The 23271-nt window shown below is 54.9% G+C and carries 22 protein-coding genes; 13 read left to right on the forward strand and 9 right to left on the reverse strand.

The features are described 5' to 3' along the window. Nucleotides 1–81: 81 nt before the first annotated feature. From MNODULE_RS18950 to MNODULE_RS18980, 7 genes are all read right to left on the reverse strand, one after another. Entirely contained in the window at nt 82–1125 is a 1044-nt protein-coding gene (locus tag MNODULE_RS18950) for a phospholipase D-like domain-containing protein (RefSeq protein ID WP_168062740.1), read from the reverse strand. Between the two features lie 171 nt (nt 1126–1296). Continuing rightward, complete coding sequence (locus MNODULE_RS18955) at nt 1297–1716, reverse strand: transposase (protein WP_168062937.1); 420 nt, start codon at nt 1714–1716, stop codon at nt 1297–1299. 101 nt (nt 1717–1817) lie between these two features. Continuing rightward, on the reverse strand, nt 1818–3353 hold the full coding sequence (gene ltrA / locus MNODULE_RS18960) for a group II intron reverse transcriptase/maturase (RefSeq protein WP_168062741.1): 1536 nt from the start codon (nt 3351–3353) through the stop codon (nt 1818–1820). Nucleotides 3354–3772: 419 nt separating this feature from the next. Continuing rightward, complete coding sequence (locus MNODULE_RS18965) at nt 3773–4156, reverse strand: hypothetical protein (protein ID WP_168062742.1); 384 nt, start codon at nt 4154–4156, stop codon at nt 3773–3775. An 84-nt stretch (nt 4157–4240) separates the two neighbouring features. Then, on the reverse strand, nt 4241–5152 hold the full coding sequence (locus MNODULE_RS18970; protein WP_168062743.1) for a GIY-YIG nuclease family protein: 912 nt from the start codon (nt 5150–5152) through the stop codon (nt 4241–4243). A 421-nt stretch (nt 5153–5573) separates the two neighbouring features. Beyond that, the gene (locus tag MNODULE_RS18975) at nt 5574–6413 is read right to left on the reverse strand and encodes a DUF6602 domain-containing protein (RefSeq protein WP_168062744.1); all 840 of its coding nucleotides are present in this window, start codon (nt 6411–6413) and stop codon (nt 5574–5576) included. 164 nt (nt 6414–6577) lie between these two features. Next, entirely contained in the window at nt 6578–7408 is an 831-nt protein-coding gene (locus MNODULE_RS18980) for a hypothetical protein (protein ID WP_168062745.1), read from the reverse strand. A gap of 434 nt (nt 7409–7842) precedes the next feature. Here MNODULE_RS18980 and MNODULE_RS18985 point away from each other — a divergent pair, with 434 nt between their 5' ends. From MNODULE_RS18985 to MNODULE_RS19015, 7 genes are all read left to right on the forward strand, one after another. After that, nucleotides 7843–8619, forward strand: a complete 777-nt coding sequence (locus tag MNODULE_RS18985; RefSeq protein WP_168062746.1) for a DUF123 domain-containing protein — start codon at nt 7843–7845, stop codon at nt 8617–8619. 21 nt (nt 8620–8640) lie between these two features. Beyond that, entirely contained in the window at nt 8641–9180 is a 540-nt protein-coding gene (locus tag MNODULE_RS18990; protein WP_168062747.1) for an archaemetzincin family Zn-dependent metalloprotease, read from the forward strand. A gap of 722 nt (nt 9181–9902) precedes the next feature. Continuing rightward, nucleotides 9903–10103, forward strand: coding sequence for a helix-turn-helix domain-containing protein (locus tag MNODULE_RS18995; protein WP_168062748.1), 201 nt, complete (start codon nt 9903–9905; stop codon nt 10101–10103). Continuing rightward, a complete protein-coding gene (locus MNODULE_RS19000; protein WP_168062749.1) occupies nt 10100–10897 on the forward strand; it encodes a hypothetical protein in 798 nt (265 codons plus the stop codon). The genes MNODULE_RS18995 and MNODULE_RS19000 overlap by 4 nt, the downstream gene beginning before the upstream one ends. Then, nucleotides 10875–11375, forward strand: coding sequence for a transposase (locus MNODULE_RS19005; protein ID WP_168062750.1), 501 nt, complete (start codon nt 10875–10877; stop codon nt 11373–11375). Before MNODULE_RS19000 ends, MNODULE_RS19005 begins: the two co-directional genes overlap by 23 nt. Nucleotides 11376–11399: 24 nt before the next feature. Further along, nucleotides 11400–12785: a ParB/RepB/Spo0J family partition protein gene (locus MNODULE_RS19010; RefSeq protein WP_168062751.1), complete on the forward strand. Its 1386-nt coding sequence runs from the start codon at nt 11400–11402 to the stop codon at nt 12783–12785. Nucleotides 12786–12900: 115 nt separating this feature from the next. Continuing rightward, entirely contained in the window at nt 12901–13431 is a 531-nt protein-coding gene (locus tag MNODULE_RS19015; RefSeq protein WP_168062752.1) for a hypothetical protein, read from the forward strand. 305 nt (nt 13432–13736) lie between these two features. On the opposite strand, the gene MNODULE_RS19020 is transcribed toward MNODULE_RS19015, so the two are convergent. Further along, on the reverse strand, nt 13737–14315 hold the full coding sequence (locus MNODULE_RS19020) for a restriction endonuclease (RefSeq protein WP_168062753.1): 579 nt from the start codon (nt 14313–14315) through the stop codon (nt 13737–13739). 502 nt (nt 14316–14817) lie between these two features. Between MNODULE_RS19020 and MNODULE_RS19025 the strand changes: the two genes are divergently transcribed. After that, a complete protein-coding gene (locus tag MNODULE_RS19025; protein ID WP_168062754.1) occupies nt 14818–15090 on the forward strand; it encodes an HU family DNA-binding protein in 273 nt (90 codons plus the stop codon). Here MNODULE_RS19025 and MNODULE_RS19030 read toward each other — a convergent pair. Beyond that, nucleotides 15087–15263, reverse strand: a complete 177-nt coding sequence (locus tag MNODULE_RS19030) for a hypothetical protein (protein ID WP_168062755.1) — start codon at nt 15261–15263, stop codon at nt 15087–15089. The two genes, MNODULE_RS19025 and MNODULE_RS19030, sit on opposite strands and share 4 nt — an antisense overlap. A 59-nt stretch (nt 15264–15322) precedes the next feature. On the opposite strand from MNODULE_RS19030, the gene MNODULE_RS19035 reads away from it, so the two are divergent. From MNODULE_RS19035 to MNODULE_RS19055, 5 genes are all read left to right on the forward strand, one after another. After that, the gene (locus MNODULE_RS19035; protein ID WP_202882272.1) at nt 15323–15655 is read left to right on the forward strand and encodes a hypothetical protein; all 333 of its coding nucleotides are present in this window, start codon (nt 15323–15325) and stop codon (nt 15653–15655) included. Continuing rightward, a complete protein-coding gene (locus tag MNODULE_RS19040) occupies nt 15631–15795 on the forward strand; it encodes a hypothetical protein (RefSeq protein ID WP_168062756.1) in 165 nt (54 codons plus the stop codon). The genes MNODULE_RS19035 and MNODULE_RS19040 overlap by 25 nt, the downstream gene beginning before the upstream one ends. A 434-nt stretch (nt 15796–16229) precedes the next feature. Then, a complete protein-coding gene (gene brxF, locus MNODULE_RS19045) occupies nt 16230–16709 on the forward strand; it encodes a BREX-3 system P-loop-containing protein BrxF (protein ID WP_168062757.1) in 480 nt (159 codons plus the stop codon). Between the two features lie 21 nt (nt 16710–16730). Then, nucleotides 16731–20459 carry a DUF6079 family protein gene (locus MNODULE_RS19050; protein ID WP_168062758.1) on the forward strand — a complete coding sequence of 1243 codons (3729 nt, stop codon included), beginning with the start codon at nt 16731–16733 and terminating at the stop codon, nt 20457–20459. 10 nt (nt 20460–20469) lie between these two features. Beyond that, on the forward strand, nt 20470–23271 hold the full coding sequence (locus MNODULE_RS19055) for a DNA methyltransferase (protein ID WP_168062759.1): 2802 nt from the start codon (nt 20470–20472) through the stop codon (nt 23269–23271).

The raw sequence follows: 23271 nt of genomic DNA on the forward strand, positions 1-23271 counted from the left end.
CCTAACGCGCGCGTCACGCGCCGCTTTCTGGCGCGTCGCTGTGGACGCGCTGGTTAAAATTCTTCTTCCACATTACTACTGTCACTTTCTTCGACGTTTTTTTCTTGTGGGTAACATGCTCATCAGACGCTCGACGCCAGAAGGTCGGAGCTTTCGTGTTCGACGCACGTTTTTCTTCTTTATGTTAAAGCCAGACAATTCATTCCAAAACTTGTTTGTCATATTTCTTTTACGACGGCCTACACGAGTAAAAGCGACGAAATGTCTACCATCAGGCGTTGGAATCGATGATCGCGTCATATCTTTCACTTCAACAAGGTGAAACGTGTTTGCAGGAAAATCAAACATGAAAATGCGGTCACCGTTTCGGTACTGATGCTGTCCGCTAGTGCCAAACCAGGAATAATATTTATCATCCCAGTTTGTAGATTCACTTATAATTTTTTCTGTGCGATCTTTGACATAACCTGTAATGCCATCACGCCAAAATGTTATGGGCTCATCTTTTAGGATTGCCTTTTCGTGTTTTGGGTCAACACCGAGAATCTTTTTCAGTTGGTTGGCCGTATAATTATCTTTATTCCCGGAAGCTGAGCGCGATTTATCATATCTTTCAATTTGGTCAGGTGTCAAAGGAACTGCACGTCGCTTGTGCCAATCTTTTTCAAATACTTCTTTCAAGCGGCTGTAAGCGCGATGACTTTTTGAAAGAGAGGTCATTAAGCAAAGTTCGCCACCGCTTCTTAAACCTTCTCTGGTCAGATTAGATGAACCAATGATAGCGTTTGCATGAGTCCTATTTTCGACCAGGTATATTTTCCGATGAAACTGCGGTTCTCTGGAAAGCCGTACAGATAAATTTGAGCGCGTTTCCCTCTGAACACGAAGTAAAGTTTTCAACGCTTTCGGCTCTGTCACACGCTGATATAATCCTGTAAGTAATCGAACTTTGCCTCGTGACGCAGCTTGACGTAACGATTGGATAATTTCATCTAACCCAGATTCTGTAATAAACGCGACCGCTATAGAAACGTCGGATGCATTGGCAAGTTTTGCTCGTAACGCATCTCTAAGATTATTTGGGCCGCTGTTTTCGATAATTTCGAGATTTGCTCCATTTGCCATGATGATCACCTCCGAAATTAACGAGCCTGTAGAAAAAGTCTTTTTAAGTTTTTGTTTCTCTGTCTCCGGTTCTTTTCATTGGAGGAACCGGAATTCTTACTTGTAAAAGAGGTTACTTCTATCTGCTGAGGTTCGTTGCGTGTCTTCGCAGGTCTTTGATGCAGGCTCTATTTATGGAGACTGCAGCCCATACCGATGAACTTTGATCAGGTTGTGTACGATGCAATAGAGTAACCATTGCGTGTTGACCTTCCTCTTCCCTCTGAGTGTAAACCGGTCCAACCCCAATGTGGAGCGGATATGGGCAAAGACCGGCTCGACGACTCCGATCCTCCTGTTATAAATGAGCCGCCCCTTTACCGTATCGATCTTCCTCTTCATTCTCTGCGTGAAGGTCTCTGGGGCTTGATTCGACCTTCCAGCAAAAAAGTGCACCTGCCGCGCCTCGCTGCGATCCGGGTGTCTTAAGCATTTCTCTCGCAGTTCGCATCCCCGACAGTCGGTCTTTCTTCCCCGGAATTTGATGGCCCGATACCCTCTGATGAGAACGTTCCCGCCGTTGCGGTACAGCCGCTTGCCCGCCGGACAGATGAAAAGATCAGGCGGAAAAGGGACAGGCTGGTTTTCTGTCGATCATCCTTAAGTTTCTCTGGCCAGTGCTTTTAGAAAACCAGCCATCGCGGTAGGAATGCTCATTGCTGCGCACCCCCCGCACAGATCCCGGCGTGCGTGATTGACGCACCGGGCTCCCACCTCGGGTGTCGGACGGCAAAGCGTACACTCGGCCAAGGATGAAGGATGCGCGGAACCGGCAGGAACTCCGCTGCGAGTCGTCTGATTTGATCCCATGCGGTGCGGTCCTTCTGGCTGTGCCGCCGAAGCGCTCGCCGCCATAGCTCCGTCACGTGGAACCGGAACGCACCCAGACTCTTATAGTTGGTCGGGACCGCATGATACGCGAAATAGCCCCGCACCACCTGACGCAGCCACTTCCCCTGCTGTGGGATCGGTTCATGCATCCGCCGCCGCAGTTCTTCCTTGATCTCTCGCAATTTAGTCCGCATCCGATCCCGTCGCGTCTTCCGCATTAGCTGGAAGTTGCCTCTACGAGATCGGCCACAGATGTGCGTGAAACCAAGAAAGTTGAATGTCTTGGGTTTACCCAGGCCGCGCTTTGCTCGTTGCTCCGCCGCATAGCGACCAAACTCGATCAGGCGCGTCTTTTCTGGGTGCAGTGACAGTGAGAACTTCTCCATCCGCTTCTGAAAATCCGCCCAAAACCGCCTGGCCTCCGCCTCGTGTTCAAAACCAATCACGATATCGTCCGCGTAGCGTGTGATCACCATATTGCCGTGGGCTTGGTGCTTTCGCCACCAACTTGCCCACTGGTCGAAGACGTAATGAAGATAGATATTCGCCAACAGGGGTGAGGCGACTGCTCCTTGCGGAGTACCCACCTCGGTCGGCCTGACTTCTCCGTCCTCCATGACCCCGGCCTTCAGCCATTTGTGTATCAGGCGAATCACCCGCCGATCCCCGATCCGATGCCCGACGAAGCGCTCTAACCATGTGTGTGAAACTTCATCGAAAAAGGATCGGATATCAGCGTCCAGAATCCAGTTCACCTTCGTCCGGGTGATCCCGACGGCCAGTGCGTCCAGCGCATCGTGCTGGCCGCGCCCGGGCCGGAACCCGTACGAGAACCCCAGAAAGTCTTCCTCATAGATCGCATTGAGCACCTCCACCACGGCTCGCTGCACGATCTTCTTGTCCTCCAGCGCAGCAATCCCCAGCGGGCGTTGTCGCCCATCTGATTTAGGGATGTATTGCCTCCGCGAAGGATACGCTCGATAAGCGCCCCGATGGATGCGCGTATGCAAATCTGCAAGGTTGTCTTTCAGGTTCTGCTCATACTCCCGCCACGTGAGGCCATCCACTCCGGGTGCTGCATCCCGCTTGAGCCAGGAGTAGGCCGCCTTAAGCAGATCGACGGTCACGTGATGAAGTAGCGCGGTGAACTTCTCCTTCTTCCTTTGCCTTGCTGCTTCTCGTACACGGTCAAGCCCCTGGAACACGCTCTCCCGGCTCGGTGTCCGGCACGTGCGTGACCCGCCCGTGTTCCCCTCGGTCCTCCCCCTTGGCTCCGCCGACTCCGCCTCCGGTCGCCCAGATTTGTTCGCCGGCTTCTTTGCTACTATGGAGAGGTCTGACTTCTCCTGCTCGTGCATCTTCGGCTACGGCTCCTCGCCTTCCCGTTGCGGACCGCCCGGTGAGGCTGGCGGTCAATCAGGAGATCTCCCGGTTCCCGATCAGAGAGCGTACATACATGCCAGGGTCTCGGACCACGCAGGGTCGGCCAGGCACTCGCTTTACGCGCCGGGTCGTGTTGCCTTCCGCTGGGACAACGGCGTCGGCACCCTGATCTGAAAACTTTCGCGGCTCAATGGCTGGCCTGTATGCTCCCCTGTCAACGCTTCGCGCCACACCTCGCGGTGCGCCACGCATGACTCGGGGCCGGTATGGCTCGCTATGCCTTTACCGTAATGGACTTTCACCTTCTACTCTCTGCCGGTCTCCCGGCGCACTGTCCCTTTTTCCTCTTTTCCACCACATGTTTGGCACACAAGATTGAGCCCAAGCCGCCGCATCAGCGGCGTCGGCCGGAGCGATTTAAAAACTTGCTCTCAAATTCAACGATTTCGCCAACGACCCGATCCATACGTTTATTCGACAAACTGCGCGCTTCATACTTTTCGACGATGCCAGTCCTCGCCAGCGAAGCATTGAAAAATTCGATGATCTTCAGTTTGTTCCACCTTTTGTCTATCGTCAACGGACTGATGACCCCGTATTTAGGAACGAAACTCCAACCTTCTCCGGTTGCGTCGATGACCGTGTACGACTCCTTTTTCCCGAAAGCAGAGCCGCCCGCCAATCGCTCAATTTTCTGCGCATTTCGCGCGCCCGCGACCCGGAAATCTGTTTCGATCAGAATGGGATACTTCGGCTTACGAAACAGGTATTTGATCATTGCCGTTCTTTGGCGAGTGCTAACTTTTGCCAATCAGCCGCCAGCGGCGCGAGGTTCACTTTCGGTCGATGAACCCAAAAGGTGTCAATAGTCTGCTGCAGCGGGCGGGTTAACCAGTCTGGGGGCTTCCTCTAGCTCTTTGAGCGTTCTTCCGGCTTCGTCAACTAATTCAATCCGGCCATTGGCGGACCGGCCAAGCACAACACTCGCTGCTGAGGATGGTGTTGCGAACAGGACATCGCGCTCGAATCGATACCGAGAGTCTTGCAAAACCAAAGCCCCTTCCTCCACAAGCTTTGCCCGAAGACGTCTGGTCGAGTCTGGTGTAGATTCAACCTCGTCCGCAGCAGCAAATGAACCTTCAAGCACAACAACGCCTTCGGCCGTGATGATTGCACAAGCCTCGGCCCGGCGAGCGCCACTTATGTGAAACTCGCGTACGGTTGGAACTTCGGCTGAAGAGGCTGGTTGTTGTTCCTCTTTACGGTCGAAAACTGCCTGCGTCCTGGAAGCAACTAAAGGCTCGAACACCTTGTAGCCCAACGCTCCGGTCAAGAGACGCAATTGGTCGAAGAATTCCGACATCACAGCCATTTCGACCTCGGAAATAGCTGGCCTATTCGGTGTGTTGCTGTTCTCGAGTCGATACCGCCCCGCCGTCATGGCCGCTTGGTGGATGGTGTGTTCAAGAAACTTAATGTGTGCCTTATTTAGGTTTTCGTCTTTGCTCACGAAAATCAGTGCCTCGTTCCAAAATTCCTTGTCCTGATGCTGCTGCAATCGAGGGTAGATTTCTTCGGCCTCTCCCACATATGTGATTGCAATCTCGTTCGTAGTTTCGTCGCGTCCGAATAGAAAGTAGACACCAGCCCGATAGAGATCCACTCTTTCCGAGGAGGTCCTCAGAAGGTGTCGAGGGATTTTGTAGGCCTTGCCTGTCCAGTTTAACAATTCGCAGACGACACGCCCATCAGCACTGCCATCGAGCAGAAACATCGATATTGCTTTCCCTGGCATTAGTGTGACTCCGCTTATACTTTCTGGCTAACCGATAAAAGCTAACCGGAGTGCGTTCTTTGCACGTCCGTTTCAGTGCCCGGTTGGTCAAATGTGTTAATGCAAGCCCCGCCTCCCTACGACCTACTCTTCCTTATTTCCCGTCCCGGTTTAAATGTGTTTGCTCCAAATATCCTAACCTTACGGGAATAGATGTCTAATGTCCGCCACCAACCAGCGGAAACGCTCTTACCGCCTCGTTTTGATACCGAGGTATGTGACCTGTTGCGATGGACAGCTATGCGGTCGACGCGCCTTTCCAAGCCCAGAGGGCCAGAAAGGCGCTGAGTATTTGGTGACTACGTCGGCAATCTTCGCGATAGATCTGATCGGTGCATCTTGCCATTTCCGACTTCACACTTCACTGGTCAGTCCAACGTTCTGACGAAGGGTTAGGCCGGGCTTCCATTGGAGGCAACCCGAATCCTGTATTGAAATAGGGATGTATTGAGACGTCCATGTAATTGAGCCAATCGCAATATGAAGATAGGTCGTTAAGTAGTTGAACAAACGGATACCCACGCATAGGGTCTTCCAGTGTCATAAGGAAGAGGGTGTCCTTGGACACAACGTAACCTGATGAAGTGCGAGTTTCATCGCGAACGAAGCGAATCATGTAGCGTTTATTAACCACTATCCCCTTTGGATATCTGCGAAGCGGGATTTCAGGGTGAACTCTATAAAACTCTTGCACTTCCATAAGGCATCGTTCTCCACTCATTCCATCGTATGCAAAAACGTAAAACGAAGGATGGCGGTCGAGAAACGCCTCGAATGCATTGCCCGTGAGCACCTTGAATCCCAGAGCCGCTTGACTTGGATCGGGGATGCTCGCCAAGTTCTGAAGGGCGTTAATTAATGTGTCGCGATTTAGCGTTGACTTAACAGTAATGGCTCCTGCCACGCTTTCCACTGTTACGAATGTCTTGTCATTCTCATCGAATCTAATGCCAATGTCATTTACAACCACAACATCAATCTGCCTTGACTCACGTCCATCATGGGAAATAACCTGTCCACCGAGGCAAGCTGAAAGTCGCCTCGGAAGATGACGCTGTAAAAAATCTCTGATAATCACTTCCCTGTTTGACCCAATATCTGGTTGGTGGTGGGCAGTACTCGCTATAAGCGAAGCACTTTCAAATTTGTCAGCCACGCCATTAAAGTAGTTCTGGATTCTTGCCACAGCGAGTTCTTTCATTGGCCTAACAAGCTCAGCGGCATGCAACGGTGGAATGACGTTGTACGTCGGCTGGAGCGCCAGACTGTGTGAAAAGTCAATTTTTGAAAGATATACTTTCGTAAAATCAACAAATTACAAAGCGCAAGACTATAAAAAAGGTTTTCACACAGTCTGGCAAATGGTTAGGCTGTACCTTCACCAGCCTTGACCTCTTTGAGCACCTCATTCGACTGGCGCAGTATTTCGGCAGCCTGCACAATACTTGCCTTGTCGGCCTCGGCACCGGTGAGCATCTTCTGGATTTCGGCAATTAGCTGGGAGTCCAGTGCTTCGAGGATGTAGTAGTAGACCGATGGTCCGTTCTTGTCTATGTATTCCGCATAGTGTGGGAGTGCTGTCTTAATGAGCTTGTTAATTGCTTCGTGATCAGCAAAGTCACGAGATCCAAGGCCCCCTTTGAGGACCTGCCAACGCATCACGCTATGTACTGTCACTGCCTGCATGGCCGAAAAGATTGCCCATACCATCGGTGAAACGAACGGTCGGGCCTTTGCTGCACCACTTTGATCGAGGGTTCTCGGATCGAAACCCGCACCAATCATTTCAAAGAATTGACGGGTCTTTGGATCTTTCTCGGCCAATGGTGCAGCGGTCTCGAACTTGATAACTGACATTGTGGCCGCGAGTGCACGAGCAGGGGCAAGTGCAGAAACTGAAGACCAAAGCTGATCAACCGCCTCAAGACGGCGCTTATCAAGGGCTGCTTGCCTACTCGCGAGGGCGGAAAGAGCACCACTCCGTAGGGCCGAAATCTCTGCCTCTTTAGCACGTAGCTCCGCTTTTAACCGCTCTTCACTATCGCGCAGTTGTGCGCGCAGAGTTTCGAGTTTTGTATTGAACTCGTGCTCGACACTCTTCGTCAATCTGGTCGCAATCAAATTGCGCCCGAGCCAGAGAGCGGCGGCAAGCAGGCCGGTAGTTGTGAGCGCTGGAAACCAGGGGATAAGTTCCATGTTTCGTGTAAGAGTGATTTGCGGCCTAACGCCCAGCCCTTCAGCGGCAAGGCTCCAAACAGGGACCGTTCACTTTCTCTCCAAACCGCAATAGGAGCCGCGTCCGCTGCAGGGGCGTGATACTGATTAAGTCGTCCGGGAAGCATACCGGTATATGCTTCCAAGGTCAACTCGAACCTAAGAGGAAAGCTTATACGATTCTATACCCGAACGGCGGATTGAGCTGAAAAACGGCAACCCCGCCGTCAACCTGGGCGTTCAAAACCGATGCCCTACCGGGCACGGCTTAGCTCCGCATTATCTTCCTCCAGTCATTGCCGGAATGCTATCGAATACCGTGGCGGATGTCAAGAAATTCGGTTAGAATCATGTTGACATTCGGGAAGTCCATTCAGTTTTCTTCCAATGTTTTTCAGGCCCATCCAGGGTAGCGATTGAATAGAAAGTTTCAGTCCAATGGCGAGGATAAAAAAGGCGGCCTCTACCACCTCCTGCTCCGTCTTCCTCGGAAGATTCAGATTCGGGTCGGAGCCCTGGACCGAAAGATCTTTCCTTCCGGCTACTACATCTATACCGGCAGCGCCAGGCGGGGGCTGTCCCATCGGCTTGGCCGCCACCTTCGGAGGAGAAAGAAACGGCACTGGCACATCGATTTTCTCACCACCGTTGCTCCGTTGAAACAGATTCTGATCGACGTCAGCGATCGTTTCACCGAATGCCAGGCGCATCAGACCATCATGAATGCGCCGGGAGCGGAGGTGATTGTGGCGGGGTTCGGTTCCTCCGACTGCCGCTGCCGATCTCATCTTGCCTACTTCAAGAAGCGGCCCCCATTGCGGGAGGCAGCCTTGATTTCATCGCCGGGACATGCTAAGAAGATCCGTCCTTTGCTGTTGATATCCATATTTGGAACTGAAATTCTACGAGGAGGAAGCGCCATGACCAAAGGAGATCTGATCGAATCGATTCGGAATTCGAGCAACGGTCTCAGCAAGAAAGCCGCTGAGGAGGTTGTCGGAGCAGTATTTTCTACTCTCAGCAAGACCCTCAAGAAAGAGGGGCGCTTTGCCTATCCCGGTTTCGGGGTCTTCACCGTGAAGAAGCGGAAGGCCCGGAAGGGGAGAAATCCGAAGACGGGAGAGGCGATCACGATCAAAGCTTCAAAAACCGTCGGATTCAAGCCGGCCCCCTCGTTGAAGAAAAGCCTTTAACGATTCGGAGAGGCAGAGACCTTGATCCATCTTCTCCCCTTCGGCGACGTCTCCCAGGCGACATCCCAGACCCTTGCCGCATCGCTCCATCCGATCTTCGGGGTTCCGGTCATCCCGCACGATCCGGTCGATCTTCCCCCCTCCAGTTATGATTCCGAGCGGCGCCAGCACGCCGCCGCCCAGATACTGAAAGGGCTGGCCCGGTTTAAGACCTCCTTGACCCAGGTGGAGCGGGTCCTGGGGATCGTGTCGGTCGATCTCTTTGCCCCGGACCTGAACTTCGTCTTCGGAGAGGCCGATCCGAGGGAAGGGGTGGCAGTGATCTCCATCGCGCGGCTGAAGCCGGAGTTCTACGGCCTCCCACCGAATGGATCGCTCCTTCGGCTGCGGATCTTGAAGGAAGCGGTCCATGAGTTGGGGCACACCTACGGCCTGGGACACTGCCCCGATCCGGTCTGCGTCATGCGCTTCTCCAACGAGCTCCAGGAGACCGACCGCAAGGGAGCCTCCTTCTGCCCGGAGTGCGCCTCCCGCCGATTATCCTCCCAATCAACAATGTGAGAAAATAAATCCTCCGGTTAAAAACGGAAGAGAGCCGTTTTTTCAAAGGTTCAAATCCGCATTCGACCGCCAGCAAACCATCTTTTCCCCAAAATCGCGCCGTCCACCCTCCGATCTCGCCATCATCTTCCCTTCTCTATGATCACTTTGGGTACAAAATCGGAAGAACGCCGCCAGTCCCGACGAGGGACCAAGAAAATCCCCAACAAGAAACCGATTAAAAACCGGCGTCACACCGAGATTCTCTTCCTTCGGTCTGCTATCGTCTCAGCGAAAACCGGCCAGAAAGAGCTCTTTTCTGGCGCGATTTCCGCCGCCGGTAGATTGAGGCGTTAGATTAGATTTCTCCACAAGATGTTTATTGGAGCAAAGGACCCACTGGGGGAGGGTGGATGAGAGATGAAGGGGGCGCGTCGAGCGTTGGAGGGTAGACGGATTGAAGTCACTTGCGGGGGATTCAGCTTTGCATTCCGGGTTGGGAGGTGTCGCAGATCCGCTACCAAAGTCACATCCCCGCTACACCCTCCATCCCGCGCAAGTCTTTTCTTCCCTTTGGAAATGAAGAACGTTTTTGGGCTCTATTCCGTCTATTTCATTGATTTTTAAAAAAGAATCGACTCGTCCAGTGACGTCCTTCGAAGTCAGGGAAGAAAGAATATGCAAAGGCACATCCTTTGCCTAATAGATACGGAAGTTCTTTTCGCAGGAGGGGGCCACATTTGATGAACGCAATGGACCGGAAGATCCTCATGTTGCGGAAAGGGATCACCCAGGCGGAGATTGCGCGGAGGCTGGGGGTCAGCGGCGCGACCGTCTCCCTCGTCGTCAGCGGCAGGATGAGATCGAGACGGGTCGAGCAGGCGATTGCGGAGACACTGGGTCTTCCCCGCGAGATCCTCTGGCCCGATCGGAGGGGGCGATGAGGGAAGACCAGAGACCCCCGGACCGGCGTTATGAAACCTTGAAGCAGCGCCTCTGGAATCAACCCCGGGCGCTGAAGTTCTTGGAGCCGCTGGAGCGGCACGGGGCCCGCCCCGCCCTGCTGGAGCGGGTCGCCGAATTATTCAGTGCGGGGCAGCATGGGGAGGCCGAAATCCAGGCAGCCATCTACTATAACCTGCTCCGGCACCGGGATCGCGCCGATTTGCTCAGGCGTGTCGCCGATCTCCGGGCGATCACCTCACAACTGCGGCAAGACCTTTTGTTTCTGGCGAACGAATTTAGCTCCATCGAAGACATGGATGCCTTCGGGTTATCAAACAGGATGATCAGCGCCCTGACTGCTTTAAGGGAAACTCCTCCTGCCGGCCTGGAACTCTTTCTGCAGAGATTGGCCGGGGAGTATCGGAAGAGAACCGGAACCCATTTCCACAGGACGGAAAGCACGGAAGAAGGAGGAAAAATCGTCACGATCATCGAACTCAAAAAGAAAGCCGACCTGAGACAGGCCATCTCAAGAACGCACCGAAACCTCCTCCGCCTCATTCGTGATTTCTACCTGCTCAGGCATCTGAAGGGATACCAGACGGCGGGATATGCGCATTTTTCCGAATTCGCAGAGAAGGAGATCGGGTTATCGGGGAGAGTCGCCGGGGGCCTGGTCATCGTTCGAAAACAGATTTATCGGATCGATCTCGACACGCTCCTTCAGGTCCTCATCAAGGAGTGTTGTGGGCCGAACCAGAAGGAGGGGCATGGCGACCCCAAGGCCTCCTGAAGCATGGTGCTGGCAGACCTTCAGAGCGATCCGCTGGGGCGGCAGGGTCTTCTGCCCCTGCTGCGGGGAGAAAGCCAGACGTCACTGCCGGCGGGGAGAGGCCTATTGCTACTGGTGCCGGAACTGTAACCGGATCTTCTCGGATCTGACCGGCACCCCGTTTGAAGGGACAAAAGTCCCCCTTTCGACCTGGTTTATGGCGATCGATCTGCTCGGATCTGAAAGAGAGATCACCGTGAACGGTCTTGCCCATCTTGCGGGAATTGACCGGAATACGGCCCGGATCATGAAGAAGAAGCTCGAAGGTCTGCGGGATGATCCGCTGATCCGGTCGATCGGAGTCGATCTCTTCTGCCTAAGGCGCAACGACCTGCCAGGGAGGAGAGATGAAAATAGGATGGATGACGATGGGGTGGATGCGCATACGGTGCGTTTGTCTCATGGTGAGAAAACCGCACCGTCTTCTCATCCACTATAATCCTGACCTAGAAGGAGGTCTCCCATGATTGAGGAAAAAGGCGAGGCAGAGAAAGACCGGGCCGAACCCGAGATCGACGAACTGATCGACCTGCTGATCAAAGATCCGAAAGGTCTCTCACTGGAAGAGGGCCGGCGGGTCTATCAGCACTTTCTCGATCAGGTCGATCCCATAAGCCGGCAGGCCGAAACGCTCAGAGAGGCGATCGAGGAGATCGATGGCCACCTTGAGCGGGTGAAACGGGGCGATCCCAACTATCTGATCACACCACAAGGGACTTTCTTCAAGCCGGCTGTTGAAATCAGAGTCGTCCCCACAGATCAGCTGATTCCCGATACAAATTATCAGGATCTCTTTCGGGACATGGAGGGGGAGGATTTCGAGCAGCTCAAAGCCTCCATTCAGGAAAACGGGATCATCCAACCGATCATCGTCGACCCGAAAATGGGGGTCATCTGCGGCCACCAGAGATTGCGCGCGGCCAAAGAGATCGGACTTCCATCGATTCCGGTGGTCGTCCGGTCGGTGGAGAAAGAAGAGACCCGGGGGATCATGGCGATTGAGGAGAACATCCGCCGCCGGCAGCTTCAACCTTCTGAGATGGCGCGGGCTGTCAAGAAGCTGACCGAACTGGAGGAGAGGAAGAACAGGGCGGATCTGGTTGCAAAAGAGATCAATCTCTCCCGATCGCAGACCTACCGGTATCGCGACCTCTCCGCTCTGATTCCGGAGATTTCATCCCTTCTCGATGGAGGAAAGCTGACCCAACAGACGGCGCTTCAGATCGCCCAACTGGATGAAGATGTTCAGAGGGTCCTCTATGAGGCGCTGGGAGAGCGGATCAGCGGACAGAAAGTAGACGAATTTAAACGGGCGAATGCCGATCTGATCAAGCAGGCCGAAAGACTGAACGTCGAGATCGAGCGGAGAAAAGCGCGAGAAACCAAGCTGGAGGCCGAAAAAAACAGATTGCAGAACGATCTTGAGCAGGCGAAGTCCGAGGCCACCGACGAGATCACAAGAAGACTGCGTTTAGAAGAAGAGCTGAAAGAGACCCGGGCCGAATCCTACCAGAAGTTGCAGGAAAAGCAGGCGGTCCTCGACAAAATCACGCGAAATGCCGAACCCAAGGTCGTTCCGCCGCCTGACTACAAGGTGGTGAAAGAGGAGAATGCGAAGCTCAGGACCGAACTGAAAGAGCTGAAGGGGAAAGGGGGAAGACATCCCGACGTTATCCTGACAGAACTCTATGGCGTATTCACCGGTCAGATCCTCTCTGTAGATCTTGAGGCCATGAAAGGAAAACCCGATTCATCCATCCGGGCGCTCTTTTTCCCGCTGATGCCGAGGATCAAGACCTGGATCGACCGCTTGGAGGAACTGATCGAGCCGCAGACAAAGCCGAGATGAGATGGCAGGACCAAAGGAGGAACTTCCTCCTGAAGTCGATACCTTGAACATGCACAGCGAGCGCAATGCCCGGCCTTTTCGTCAGGCGGTTCCCTTATATCCGGATGATTAAACCATGGGGCGACAGGCGCCAACCCACAACGACCCGATCGTGGAAGAAGAGAGTCGGTGCCATCAGAAGCCGGGGGTTCTTTCTGAAGAGGAGCGCACCCTTCTGGTGGAATACCTCCTTGTCGAAAACCTCCCGCCGCGGGAGATCATCCGGGTTGCCGGTGTTTCCAGCCGGACCGTCTCCCGCGTCATGCAGCGGCTGGGGCTTCGGCGAAGGAATGTGGGGAGGGTCTCATCTTCAAGGAAACGACATACGCAGCGTCTCCACGAGATCCTCTCCCAGTATTATGCCCTGGAAGAGGTCACTTTGGACGCACTGGATCAGCTCGCCGGGGGAAATGACCTCTCTCTTAAAGTGCTCTTGGACCTTATCCGCGAGCATGTCTCCCCTTCCCGCTGGGCCATCCGTGCCTGTCTTGGACCCTGCGGACAACCGGCCCTGACCCCTTCTCCCGGCGATCGGTATTGTCCCGCCTGTAAAAAGAAGATAAAAAAAGACCGAATGGGGATTCAGGAAGACATGTTGTACAGTTGATGGGCTATTTTACTTCACGCGGAGATTACAACTTGCAAGGAGTCAATAGGGTGAAAAGGATAGCGAAATATGGGATGGGCGTGGAGCGCAGATCTGAGAATGGGATTTTTCTTTTTGTCAAAACCAAAATCTGTGGCGATCATCCCTACACCGCAATGTATTGGAAAGCGGTGAGAACGGGAGCCCGAATTCCTTCAGAGGAGGAGACGCAAAGCGGGGTTTCGTTGTGGAAAAAGAGAGGCAGTGCTGCCCGTGTGTGTCCATTGGCCGGAATTTTTCCTGATAGATAGGAACAATGAGGGAGCCTACTGTTCCAAGATTCTGCCGGTTGCGTTGCCACGTGCCAGTTCTTCAAGCCATGGAAACAAGACTTCGCGTGGCTTTAGTTCGAGTCTATAGGGGATGAATGGTCTGATATAATCGTCCTTCATAATGCGTGGGGCAAATGTAGAGGTTGTTGTTATGATGCCTTTCGAGACATTCTGGGCTCCAGTGATGACGCCTATCATGGCCCTTATCTCCTCGGCTGTGACCACATGTCCTGGTTTGTACGCCTTCACTTGGTCAAAAATGCGGATAGAACCAACCCCAAATTTTGTTGCCACGATATCACGGCCCTTGTCGCCGCTTCTCGGAGTAAGAATCACTTCATCAAATCCGGCTTGCCTGTAGGCACCGGCGATTATCTCCTCCCAAGTCCGTGGATCAATTTGATATATCCCCTGTGGATCACAGCGAATTAAGTTCAGAATTTCGAACCATGGTCGGGCAACGGCCTGGACCAAGGTCCCCTCTTTCGTACGATCACCAAGATCGAGCAGTGCTTTGAGCGTGATCTCAGGGATCTGGTCGTCTTCGAAAGAGTTGAGAAGTAGAAGGCTCATTATATATCTATGCCAGAAGGCTGATTGCGATAGAGTAAGGCTTCACGGTCCCACTCCTCGTACACCCCAAAATCTCTCGACTGAAAGCGCCGATTGCTTGTAGCATGCTCGCTAGGCCGCCTAAGTTCTCCGCGTCTAGTTCCACTTCTTATCTACCCATCAAAATTCCTTTGGAAGGTCTCTATGGAGAGACTGTCGGCCTAATCCGACATATCATTAACAAAGTTAGTAACCGAAACTTTTCTTTAGGTCATTCCTTCTTTCTACCCGCTGAACGCCGGAACTGAGTGACGAGACCGCGATCCATTGCCGGAATGCTATAGAAACGCTCAGCGAATGTCAAGGGAAGCGATTACCTTTATTCCGGCAGCGGAGGGGATTGGAACGACAAATTTTCTTCTCTACGAGAACCTTGATTTCGTTATTCTGACATGGTAAGAAGATGCGTCGTTTGTTATTCGCCCTACGGTTCGGAACCGATCCTCTACGAGGCGGAGTGGTCATGACCAAAGGAGAGCTGATCGAGTCGATTCGGAAGTCGAGCAACGGTTTGAGCAGGAAAGCCGCTGAAGAGGTTGTCGGAGCAGTATTTTCGACTCTGAGCAAGACCCTCAAGAAGGAGGGGCGCGTCGCCTACCCCGGGTTTGGGGTCTTCACCGTGAAGAAGAGAAAGGCCCGGAAGGGGAGAAATCCGAAGACGGGAGAGGCGATCACCATCAAAGCTTCCAAGACCGTAGGATTCAAGCCGGCTCCTTCGCTGAAGAAAAGCCTTTAATTCATCCCGATTCCGGAAAGGGGAGCGCCTTGATTCATCTTCTCCCGCTCGGTGAGGTCTCCGAGGCGACGCTCCGGGTTCTTGCCTCGTCCTTGCAACGGATCTTCGACCTTCCTGTCATCCCGCATGATCCGGTCGATCTTCCCCCCTCCAGCTACGATCCGCAGCGGCACCAATATACTTCCGGCCCAATCCTGAAGGACTGGCTCGGTTTAAGGCCTCTCTGACTCAAGTGGAACGGGTCTTGGGGGTCGTGGCCCTCGATCTTTACGCCGCTGACCTGAACTTCGTCTTCGGAGAGGCCGACTCACGGGAGGGGGTGGCGGTGGTCTCCGTCGCCCGGCTGAAGCCGGAGTTCTATGGCCTCCCGCCTGATGATGCGCTCCTTCATCTACGGCTTCTGAAGGAAGCGGTCCATGAGTTGGGACACACCTACGGCCTGGGACATTGCCCCGATCTCACCTGCGTCATGCACTTTTCCAATGAGCTCAAAGAGACCGATCAGAAGGGGGAGTCTTTTTGTCCGGAGTGCGCCCTCCTTTGGACGGTTGCCCGGGCTCTGTAACGGCGGGAAATCAGTGGCACCAGATCAATGTGATCGCCGTTGAAGAGGCGGTGCCGCGCGGGAGGTATCCGAAGGCGATCAAGCGGGTTGGCGAGAGCCCTCCACAATATATTGACGAGGAGGAGGAAGACGAGGGATGAACAACGACATTAAGCGCATCGAGTATCGCTGCGGCATGCTTGAAGGGGCTACGCAAGGAGTATATATCCCAGAAGCGTGAGGAGAGACTGGAGGATTTTTCGTCTCCCTGGCCTACGGTCAAACTGGTTCTTCTATCCCATATTTATTGATCTTTTTGCGTTTTTCAATTATCCTACATCCGTTATTATAAAAAATTCCTACCCTGAAAGAGCCAGTCGGTTGAAAAAATATAATCTGCTTCATTCTATGCGTGTTATGAGGCTTTCTGGTTGATTGATTCAGATGAGCCAGGCTTCTGCAAGGAAATCGTCAGGTAACAACCGATGGAGGAGGTAAAGTCCAGTGGCCACCGGGGGTGGAGCTCCATTTGGTAGACCGATAGAAAATCAAGATTGATCAAGCAGGCGAACAATTTGGACAGGGTAGACCTGTGATGGCTCAACTTTTAGCGGAAGAAGTCATTCGAAAAATAGAAGAATCGGCCGGGCTGTATTATCGGTTGACTCTGTTGGTCGCTCCGTCAGGTGGAGGGAAAACCTCAGTTCTACAGGACGCAAAAGAGCGCATCGGCGTACCGCTCATCAATCTCAACTTAGAACTTTCCCGACGAATGTTGGATCTTACAGCGCGGCAGAGGGCGCTCCAAATTCCGAAGCTGTCAGAGGAGATTGTCATCCAAGCTGGCAACAGCGTGATCCTGTTGGACAATACCGAAATTCTTTTCGATATATCTTTAAAGCAAGATCCGCTTCGCCTCTTTCAGGGAATCTCACGGAATAGAACGGTGGTTGCCGCCTGGAATGGTTCGGTAGAGAACAACTATATACTATATGCGGAACCGGGCCATCCGGAATACCGAAGATATCCCATTCGCGATTTATTGCTGGTCTGCCCGGCGAGGACGATCGCGTAATATACTTTAAGAGGTTGCGTAATGAAATACGGCGATCTGATTCAGTTTGAACCTATCGAATCCGTGGTTCAGCTGCGGGCTGCGGACGAGACCGCTGCCGCCCGGCAGCTTGTCCGGACCTATGTCATCTCCGCGGAGATGGCCGAGAAGCTGGTCAACCTTGTCGTTCCTCAGCTTCAGTTCGACCAGCCCATGGACAACAAGGGGCTGCTGGTCGTCGGCAACTACGGCACCGGTAAGTCGCACCTCATGTCTGTGATCTCCGCGCTGGCGGAGAACGGTGATCTGTCCGCACATCTCAACGACGGCAATGTCGCTCAAGCAGCGGGCAAGATCGGAGGCCGTTTTAAGGTGGTCCGGACCGAGATCGGGGCGACCACCATGTCCCTGCGCGAGATCCTTGTGGCCGAGATGGAGGAACATCTGGCCACCATGGGCGTGTCCTACTCCTTCCCGTCCGCTGACAAGGCGCCGAATAACAAGCGGGCCTTCGAGGAGATGATGGCCGCGTTCCATCAGGAGTATCCCGACCACGGCCTGCTCCTGGTGGTGGACGAGATGCTCGATTACCTGCGCACCCGCAAGGATCAGGAACTCATCCTCGATCTCAACTTCCTGCGCGAGATCGGCGAGGTCTGCAAGTACCTGCGGTTCCGCTTCATCGCCGGTGTCCAGGAAGCCATCTTCGACAGCCCGCGCTTTTCCTTTGTGGCCGACAGCATCCGCCGGGTGAAAGACCGCTTCGAGCAAATCCTCATCGCCCGCAAGGACGTCAAGTTCGTCGTGGCCGAGCGTCTACTCAAGAAGACTGCCGACCAACAGGTGAAAATCCGGGAGTACCTGACTCCCTTCGCCAAGTTCTATGGCCGCATGAACGAGCGCATGGATGAGTTCGTGCGCCTCTTCCCCGTGCATCCGGACTACATCGATACCTTCGAGCGGGTCACCGCGGTGGAAAAGCGCGAGGTGCTCAAGACTCTTTCGCTGGCCATGAAGAAGCTGCTCAGCCAGAACGTTCCGGACGACCGGCCCGGAGTCATCGCCTATGACGGTTACTGGATGACCTTGCGCGAGAACCCGTCCTTCCGCGCCGTCCCGGACATCAAGGCGGTCATCGACTGCAGCCAGGTGCTCGAATCCCGCATCCAGCAGGCTTTCACCCGTCCGGCCTATAAACCCATGGCGATCCAGCTCATCCATGCGCTCTCCGTTCACCGGCTTACGACGGGCGACATTTACGCCACCCTGGGCGCGACGGCTGAGGAGCTGCGCGATGCCTTGTGCCTCTTTCAGCCGGGCATCGAGGAACTGGGCGGCGATCCGGCCGATGACCTGCTCTCCCAGGTGGAGACCGTTCTACGGGAAATCCACAAGACAGTGAGCGGGCAGTTCATCTCGTCCAACCCTGATAACCGCCAGTACTACCTGGACCTCAAGAAGACCGACGACTTCGACGCTGTGATCGAGAAGCGGGCCGAAAGCCTCGATTCTTCGCAGCTCGACCGCTACTACTACGAGGCGCTTCGGCGGGTCATGGAGTGTACCGACCAGACCTACGTGACGGGCTACAGGATTTGGCAGCATGAGCTCGAATGGCTGGAGCGCAAGGCCGCGCGCCAAGGATACCTCTTCTTCGGCGCGCCCAACGAGCGTTCCACCGCAGTGCCACCGCGGGATTTCTATGTCTACTTCATCCAACCCTTTGACGCTCCGCACTTCAAGGACGAGAAGAAGCCCGACGAGCTGTTCCTGCGCCTGACGAACATGGACGAGGCGTTCCGCACAGCGCTTCGAAGCTACGCCGCAGCTCTGGACCTCGCGTCCACCTCCTCGGGCCACGCCAAGTCCACCTACGAATCCAAGGCGTCGAACTTCCTGCGGGACCTGGTGCAATGGCTGCAAAAGAACATGGCCACCGCCTTCGAGGTGACCTACCAGGGGCGCGCCAAGTCCCTGACAGAGTGGGCCAAGGGCAAGTCCCTCCGCGAGCTATCGGGCATCGGCTCCCACGAGCGCATCAACTTCCGTGACCTGGTGAACACCACCGCGGGCATCTGTCTCGGGACCAACTTCCAGGACCAAGCTCCCGAATACCCCTTCTTCTCGGTGCTCATCACCGGAACGAACCGGGCCCAGGCCGCGCAGGATGCCCTGCGCGCCATCGCAGGCCAGAACCGCACCAAACAGGCCACCGCGGTGCTGGACGCCCTTGAGCTTCTCGACGGTGACCGGCTCGACCCCTACCGGTCGAAGTACGGCAGGCACATCCTCGGCATCGCGAAGAAAAAGGGCCACGGCCAGGTGGTCAACCGCTCCGAACTGATCCATGACATCCTCGGCATCGAGTACCTTGCCCCGCAGACCCTCCGGCTGGAGCCCGAATGGGCCGTGGTTGTCCTAGCTGCGTTAATCTACTCCGGCGAGGTGGTGCTGGCCATCCCGGGCAAGAAATTCGACGCCACCGGCCTGCCGCAACTGGCCGGGATCGGTATCGACGAGCTGGCCCAGTTCAAGCACATCGAGCGGCCCAAGGACTGGAACCTCCCGGCGCTCAAGGCGCTTTTCGAACTGCTCGGACTTACGCCGGGCATGGCCCAACTGGTCACTCAGGGAAAGGACGAGCCGGTTCAGGAGCTACAGAAGGCCGTCACCACCACCGTGGAACGGCTGGTGCTCGTGCAGCAGAGCCTGCAGACCGGGCTGTTCTTCTGGGGCCGCAACCTGCTGGCCGAGGACGAAGTCAAGAAGCTGCGCGCCAAACTGGATGAGACCAAGACCTTCCTTGAATCCCTGCAAGCCTACACCACGACCGGCAAGCTCAAGAACTTCCGCTACGACGCCTCGGAAGTAACAGCGCATCGGGACGGGCTCAGTTCCCTTGCCGAGATCAAATCGCTTGAGGAACTGGTGGTCGACCTCGGGTCCACGGCATCGTACCTCTCCACCGCCGAGGCGGTCCTGCCCACCGGCCACGAGTGGATCGACAAGATGAAGGCGACGCGGGACGAAGTCCTCGCTCAGATCAGCGATCCGGCGAAGCGAAGCGCGGTCACCTTCCGCCAGCAAATCCAGCGCAAGCTCAACGACCTCAAAAAGACCTACCTGCTGGCCTACCTCTCCATGCACGCGAGAGCACGCCTGGGGGTGAACGAGGACAGGCACAAAGCCCAGCTCATGGGCGACGAGCGGCTCAAGGACCTGCAGAAACTTTCCACTATCGACCTGATGCCGCGCCAGCACCTCTCGAACTTCCAGAATCGGCTCGCCGAGTTGAAGAGCTGCTTCGCAGTCACCGAGCAGGAACTGGATGCGTCGCCGGTCTGCCCGCACTGCAACTTCAAGCCCGGTGCGGAACCGCCTGCGGCTCCCGCTGCGACGATGCTGGACGCCCTGGACGGCGAGCTCGATAAGCTGGTCGAGAACTGGACTCAGACGCTGCTCGCCAACCTCGAAGATCCGACCACCAAGGGCAACCTGAGCCTGCTCAAGCCCGAACCGCGCAAGCTGGTGGACGGCTTCATCAAGAAGCGGACCCTGCCGGACGACCTCAACCAGGACTTCATTCACGCCTTGCAGGAGGCGCTCTCCGGGCTCACAAAGGTCTCGGTCAAGATCGGGGATCTGCGCGACGCCTTGCTCGCGGGCGGCTCGCCGGCCACCCCGGCGGAGATGTGGAAGCGGTTCGAGGAATACCTGGACGGGCTTACCAAGGGCAAGGAGCCCGGCAAAGTGCGGATCGTACTCGAGTAAGGGGCGGCTGATGGCTAAGAATCCATACGATCAGAGCATCTTCGACATGCAACCTGCCGCCAAGTCGCAGGGTCCTATCGAATGCCTCGGGATGGCGTTTGAGAACAATGAGAAGCGCAGGGAATACTTCCTGGAAAAGCTGCGCGAGAAGCTGAAGGACCCCGAGTTCCGCAAGATCGAGGGATTTCCCATTGGATCGGACGAGGACATCCTGGCGCTGTCCGACCCGCCGTACTACACCGCCTGCCCGAACCCGTTCATCGCCGACTTCATCAAGCGCTACGGCAAGCCCTACGACCCGAGCAAGCCGTACAGCCGTGAGCCGTTTGCCGCAGATGTGAGCGAGGGCAAGAACGACCCGATTTACAACGCCCACTCCTACCACACCAAGGTCCCGCACAAGGCGATCATGCGGTACATCCTCCATTACACCGAGCCGGGGGATGTGGTCTTCGATGGGTTCTGCGGGACCGGGATGGCTGGGGTAGCCGCTCAGTTATGTGGAGACCGAAGGGCAATATCATCCCTTGGTTATCCGCTGACCGCGGATGGAAGCATCTTGGATCAGGACAAGCAGGAGATTTCTCGATGCGGGGAACGAGTCCCTGTCCTAAACGACCTCTCCCCCGCCGCAACATTGATAGCCGCTGGTTACAATCTGACAACTGATTCGAAGGGGTTTGCGCAACTCGCCAAGAAGCTTCTGGACAAATTCAACGGCAAATACGGATGGATGTATGAGACGTGGGACCCCAAGACCGGCGCGACTTGTCCGATTGACTTCACCATCTGGTCGGAAGTCTTTTCCTGCCCCCATTGCGCCGGTGAATTGGAGTTTTGGAACTTGGCTTGGGATGAAGAATCGGGAACGTTAGCCGATCAGCCCATCTGTACGCATTGCTCTGCAGAGGTGTCCAAGCGCGATCTCGTCAGACGCACAACTACCTATTATGACAAGGCGGTAAAGGCTACTCGGACGCGTCAGGTCCTGCGTCCAGTGGAGATCCGATACCAGCACCAAGGAACCAAGAAGAGCAAGAAGCCCGACAAAGACGATATTGCAGCCCTTGAGAAGATAGAAAAACTGATCGGGTCCATCGAATACCCGAAGGAATTGATGATGTTTGTGCCGGAGGGGGAAGAATGGGGCGATCTCTATCGTGGTTATCACGAAGGGATAAGCAGAACGCACGATTTTCATTTGCCGCGCCAGCTCGTCGCCTTCTCTCTGCTCTGGCGAATGGCTGATGATCTGCCCAAAGAAGAGATGAAGCGGCTCTGGCGGTTTACTTTGCAGAGCGTTGTTGTGAGCTTTACGCGTCGGAATCGATTTCGCAAGAAAGCCTATTCACAAGTAAACACTAACCTGAGCGGCACACTCTACGTCGGATCAACAATCAGTGAACCGAGTCCAACCTATGTGTTGACCGGCAAGATCAAGCGATTTGGCAACGCAATTCCAAAGGGTGGATCTGCTGTGGCCATAACCACCCAGTCTCTCGCCTCAGTGCTGATCCCTGAAAACTCAGTTGATTATGTCTTCATCGATCCGCCCTTCGGTGACAACCTGCCTTACGCCGAGTTGAATTTCTTGTGGGAGGCTTGGCTCCGTGTTTTCACGAACTCGGGGCAGGATGCCGTTGTCAGCGGCAAGCAGCGGAAAGACCTGGCCGTCTACGCGAACATGATGACGGACTGCCTGAAACAGGTTTATCGCGTCCTCAAGCCGGGCCGGTGGGTGACGGTTGAGTTTCACAATTCCAAGAACGCCGTTTGGACCGCGATACAGGAGGCTTTGGGACGGGCCGGTTTAATCATCGCCGATGTCAGCGTGCTCGATAAGGGGATGAAGACCAAGAAGCAGATGCACGCCAAGGCGGTCGACAAGGACCTGGTCATCTCCGCCTACAAACCGAACGGCGGTCTCGAAAAGCGATTCCAACTCCAGGCTGGAACCGAAGAGGGAGTGTGGGATTTCATTCGAACTCACCTTCGGCAGCTTCCCGTGTTCATCGTTAAGGGCGGGTTCGGGCAAATGATAGCGGAGCGACAACAAGTTCTGTTGTTCGACCGCATGGTAGCCTTCCACGTTCAGCGCGGAGTCAGCGTACCCCTCTCTGCGGGCGACTTTTACCAGGGACTGGCCCAGCGCTTCCCCGAGCGTGACGGTATGTATTTCCTGCCGGAACAGGTTGCCGAATACGAACGCAAGCGGATGACATCGCGTGAGCTACTGCAGCTCGACCTCTTCGTGTCCGATGAAGCCTCAGCCATCCAATGGCTCAAGCAGCAAATCGTCAGAAAGCCCCAGACCTTCCAGGAACTTCAACCACAGTTCATGCGAGAGACTCAAGGCGGTTGGCAGAAGTACGAAAAGCCGCTGGAGCTTTCCGAGTTGCTTGAGCAGAACTTTCTTCGCTACGACGGTAACGGCGAAGTCCCGAGCCAGACACACAGCTACCTCTCCACGAATTTCAAAGAGCTGCGCAACCTGCCCAAGGACGACGAGCGCCTGCGCGCCAAGGGCAAAGACCGCTGGTACGTGCCCGACCCGAACAAGGTCGGCGACTTGGAGAAGCTACGCGAGAGGTCCCTGCTCAAGGAATTCGAAGACTACCGAACCTCAAGCCAGAAGCGCCTGAAGATTTTCCGCATTGAGGCAGTCCGCGCCGGTTTTAAGAAGGCGTGGCAGGAGCGCGACTATGCCACCATCATCACCGTGGCCCGCAAGATTCCCGAGGACGTCCTGCAGGAGGACCCGAAACTCCTCATGTGGTACGACCAGGCGATGACGAGAACAGGAAGGGAATAG

Origin of the sequence: Candidatus Manganitrophus noduliformans, from assembly GCF_012184425.1 — a bacterium.
Lineage (GTDB): Bacteria > Nitrospirota > Nitrospiria > SBBL01 > Manganitrophaceae > Manganitrophus > Manganitrophus noduliformans.

Excerpts from the sequence above, each read along its gene's own strand:
- MNODULE_RS18950 (WP_168062740.1), bottom strand. The coding sequence starts at position 1,125 with ATGGCAAATGGAGCAAATCTCGAAATTATCGAAAACAGCGGCCCAAAT.
- ltrA (WP_168062741.1), bottom strand. The coding sequence starts at position 3,353 with ATGCACGAGCAGGAGAAGTCAGACCTCTCCATAGTAGCAAAGAAGCCG.
- MNODULE_RS18965 (WP_168062742.1), bottom strand. The coding sequence starts at position 4,156 with ATGATCAAATACCTGTTTCGTAAGCCGAAGTATCCCATTCTGATCGAA.
- MNODULE_RS18970 (WP_168062743.1), bottom strand. The coding sequence starts at position 5,152 with ATGTTTCTGCTCGATGGCAGTGCTGATGGGCGTGTCGTCTGCGAATTG.
- MNODULE_RS18975 (WP_168062744.1), bottom strand. The coding sequence starts at position 6,413 with ATGAAAGAACTCGCTGTGGCAAGAATCCAGAACTACTTTAATGGCGTG.
- MNODULE_RS18980 (WP_168062745.1), bottom strand. The coding sequence starts at position 7,408 with ATGGAACTTATCCCCTGGTTTCCAGCGCTCACAACTACCGGCCTGCTT.
- MNODULE_RS18995 (WP_168062748.1), top strand. The coding sequence starts at position 9,903 with ATGAACGCAATGGACCGGAAGATCCTCATGTTGCGGAAAGGGATCACC.
- MNODULE_RS19000 (WP_168062749.1), top strand. The coding sequence starts at position 10,100 with ATGAGGGAAGACCAGAGACCCCCGGACCGGCGTTATGAAACCTTGAAG.
- MNODULE_RS19005 (WP_168062750.1), top strand. The coding sequence starts at position 10,875 with ATGGCGACCCCAAGGCCTCCTGAAGCATGGTGCTGGCAGACCTTCAGA.
- MNODULE_RS19010 (WP_168062751.1), top strand. The coding sequence starts at position 11,400 with ATGATTGAGGAAAAAGGCGAGGCAGAGAAAGACCGGGCCGAACCCGAG.
- MNODULE_RS19015 (WP_168062752.1), top strand. The coding sequence starts at position 12,901 with ATGGGGCGACAGGCGCCAACCCACAACGACCCGATCGTGGAAGAAGAG.
- MNODULE_RS19020 (WP_168062753.1), bottom strand. The coding sequence starts at position 14,315 with ATGAGCCTTCTACTTCTCAACTCTTTCGAAGACGACCAGATCCCTGAG.
- MNODULE_RS19025 (WP_168062754.1), top strand. The coding sequence starts at position 14,818 with ATGACCAAAGGAGAGCTGATCGAGTCGATTCGGAAGTCGAGCAACGGT.
- brxF (WP_168062757.1), top strand. The coding sequence starts at position 16,230 with ATGGCTCAACTTTTAGCGGAAGAAGTCATTCGAAAAATAGAAGAATCG.
- MNODULE_RS19050 (WP_168062758.1), top strand. The coding sequence starts at position 16,731 with ATGAAATACGGCGATCTGATTCAGTTTGAACCTATCGAATCCGTGGTT.
- MNODULE_RS19055 (WP_168062759.1), top strand. The coding sequence starts at position 20,470 with ATGGCTAAGAATCCATACGATCAGAGCATCTTCGACATGCAACCTGCC.